1 protein-coding gene and 1 pseudogene are annotated in these 2740 nt (G+C 62.0%); one reads left to right on the top strand and one right to left on the bottom strand.

Annotation, left to right across the window (positions count from 1 at the left end):
* Window positions 1–277: 277 nt before the first annotated feature.
* Window positions 278–1343: pseudogene (locus tag JOZ76_RS00120) on the top strand (IS630 family transposase).
* Here JOZ76_RS00120 and JOZ76_RS00125 read toward each other — a convergent pair.
* Entirely contained in the window at window positions 1340–2401 is a 1062-nt protein-coding gene (locus tag JOZ76_RS00125; RefSeq protein WP_291696609.1) for an IS630 family transposase, read from the bottom strand. The pseudogene JOZ76_RS00120 and the gene JOZ76_RS00125 sit on opposite strands and share 4 nt — an antisense overlap.
* Between the last annotated feature and the right edge of the window lie 339 nt (window positions 2402–2740).

Consider the following 2740-nt stretch of genomic DNA (forward strand, 5'->3'; position numbering starts at 1 on the left):
CCGTGCCGCAAGTAAACGTATAAAGCTTGACTGTCATTCGGGAGTCGCGCCCTAGTCATGCGGGCTATATTTTTCCGTCTTGTCTTGGTCGGCGCTATGAGCGCTGTCGCCCCGCTCGCTCACTCACAGCCGCTAAGCCACCGTGACCTCTCTTATTGATTTTGAAGCCGTCGTCCCGTCTTATACCGACCTGAGTTGACGCTGACTCGCCAAAGAAGTTGCATCGAAATCGCGTCGCGAGTAGCAGATGTTGTGGTCTGGAGGAGGGGAGCCCACAATGCCTGCCTTGGCGATCCGTGGTGACATTGGCTTAGAGGAGCTGCGCCGGCGAGCGCGGCGGGAGCGCGATGGTCGCATCAGCGCGCGGCTGATCGCGATCGCCAACGCACTAGAAGGCATGGATCGAGCTCGCGCAGCGCGGCTGGCCGGGATGGATCGCCAGACCCTGCGTGACTGGGTTCACCGCTACAACTCGGATGGGGTGGCTGGGCTGTGCAATCGGCCAGCACCAGGACGCAAGCCAAAGCTGACCGAAGGCCAGATGGCGACATTGAAAGCGGTGGTATTGGCCGGTCCCGATCCGGCTTGGACAAAATCGTGCGGTGGCGGATCGTCGATCTGTGCCGATGGGTGGAGGAGCGCTGGGGCGTCAGCTACAGCGAGACCGGGATGCTGAGACTGTTGTGGTCGCTCGAGCTGTCGCACCGGAAGACCCGACCGCGCCACCCGCAGAGTAGCGAGAAGGCCCAGCGAGCCTTCAAAAAGGGGGGCTTGCTGCTCGCCTGACCGAAATCGCGCAGGCACATCCGGAAGCCGAGCGGTTTGAAATCTGGAGCCAAGACGAGGCACGGGTCGGGCAGAAGGGGCGGACCGGCTATGTCTGGTGGCAGCGCGGTCAAACCCCGCGCGGGTTACGTGATGTCGGCCACCAGTCCGCTTGGATCATCGGCGCCGTCTGCCCGGCACGCGACACCGGTGTGGCCTTGGTGATGACCCGGCTCGATACCGCCACGATGAACCTGTTCCTTGCCGAACTCGGACAAGCCGTCACGCCGGGCGCGCATGGCATTGTGCTGATGGACAAGGCGGGCTGGCATACGAGTGGTGATCTCGTGGTGCCGGAAAATCTCAGCCTGATCTTCCTGCCGCCCTACTCGCCCGAACTCAATCCGATCGAGCGACTATGGTTACATCTCAGAGACAATCGCCTCTCGCACTGCCTCTTCCAGACCACTGACGAGATTGTCGACACCTGCTGTGAGGCCTGGAATTGGCTGCTCGGCCAAACCGGGCGGATCCGATCCCTGTGCTCCTATCCCTGGCTCGAGCGGGTCAGCGACTAGTGGACTGTAACGGCTGAATTGGGAGTAATACGACGTGTCGGGTCACGATAGCGCCATTTTATGGTTTTGGGGGTCTTGTTATACTGGCGAATGTACCGCATCAGCTTTTGCCGCAGGTTGGAGACGGAGGTGAAGACGCCGCGCGCGATGACGTCCCGCTCGATCTTGGCGAACCACAGCTCGACCTGGTTGAGCCAGGACGCGTAAGTCGGCGTGAAGTGCAGGTGGACCGTCGGATGGCGAGCCAAGAACTCGGTGACCTGCTTGGTTTTATGCGCCGACAGGTTATCGGCAATCACATGGATTTCTTGGGTCACAGGCTGGTTGACGACGATGTCCGTCAGAAAGGCGACAAACTCTGCCGAGGTGTGCCGCGCCGCAGTTTTGCCCAGCACCTCGCCGGTTTTGGTATTGAACGCAGCGTACAAAGACAATGTGCCGTGGCGATAATACTCAAAGCCGTGCCGCTCCGCTCGGCCAGGCGACAACGGCAGCACCGGGTCCTTGCGGTCGAGCGCCTGGATCGCCGTCTTCTCATCCACGCAGAACACTGCGGCATGCGCCGGCGGGTTGACATACAGCCCGATGATGTCGGCCGCTTTGCGCTCAAAGTCCGGATCATTCGAAGCCATGTAGCGGTCAAGCCGCTGCGGCTTCAATCCGTGCTTGGCCCACACCCGCGCCACCATCATGTGCGAGATCGACAGCGCCAAACCCAGCTTGCGCGTGCTCCAATGGGTCGATCCGTCGGCCGGCTTGCGCTTCACCGTCCAATCCAGAATCCGCGCCTCCAATCGCGGGGTCAGCTTGCGCGCGCCTTGCCCAGCATGGCGACTGAACAGCCCCGCCAGTCGCTCCCGCCCAAACCGCTTGCTCCAGCGCGCGATAAACGCATCGTTGCAGCTCAGCTTGTCCCGGATCTGCGCCCAGCTGTGGCCCGCCGCCAACAGCAAGATCAGCCGCGCCCGCCGCCCATCATCCGCCCGACCGCTCCGGCTCGCCGCCCGCTGCCTCAGTTCCCCACGCTCCCCTTCGGTCAGTCCGATCGTGCTCTTCATCAACACGATCCTACTACCTGTTCACCCGTTACACACCACTAGTACCTCGTGCAATTTGCCGAGCGCCGACTCGACGGCTTCTTCCATCGCTTCTGTTGCCGCCCTCGCTGAGAAAGCCGATCGCGTCCCACCCGACTACTCACCCCGATCTGTTCGTGCAAGTGCGGCAAGCCTAACCAACCTCGCGCTCAACGGCGAGTATCGCATCCCCATGCTTCACGGCGAGGTGATCTGCCATCCGGCCTTCGAGCTATACGCACGCCTCTGCCGATCGTATCCGCCCGAAACCGTCGAAGCGATCTGTTGGATCCCGTGCGCCCAAGTCGAGAGCGCTGCCCG

Origin of the sequence: Bradyrhizobium sp., from assembly GCF_019244115.1 — a bacterium.
In the GTDB taxonomy this organism is placed as follows: domain Bacteria; phylum Pseudomonadota; class Alphaproteobacteria; order Rhizobiales; family Xanthobacteraceae; genus Bradyrhizobium.

What these genes read in the sequence shown, in the direction of transcription:
- JOZ76_RS00125 (WP_291696609.1), bottom strand. Translation starts at nt 2,401, where the DNA reads ATGAAGAGCACGATCGGACTGACCGAAGGGGAGCGTGGGGAACTGAGG.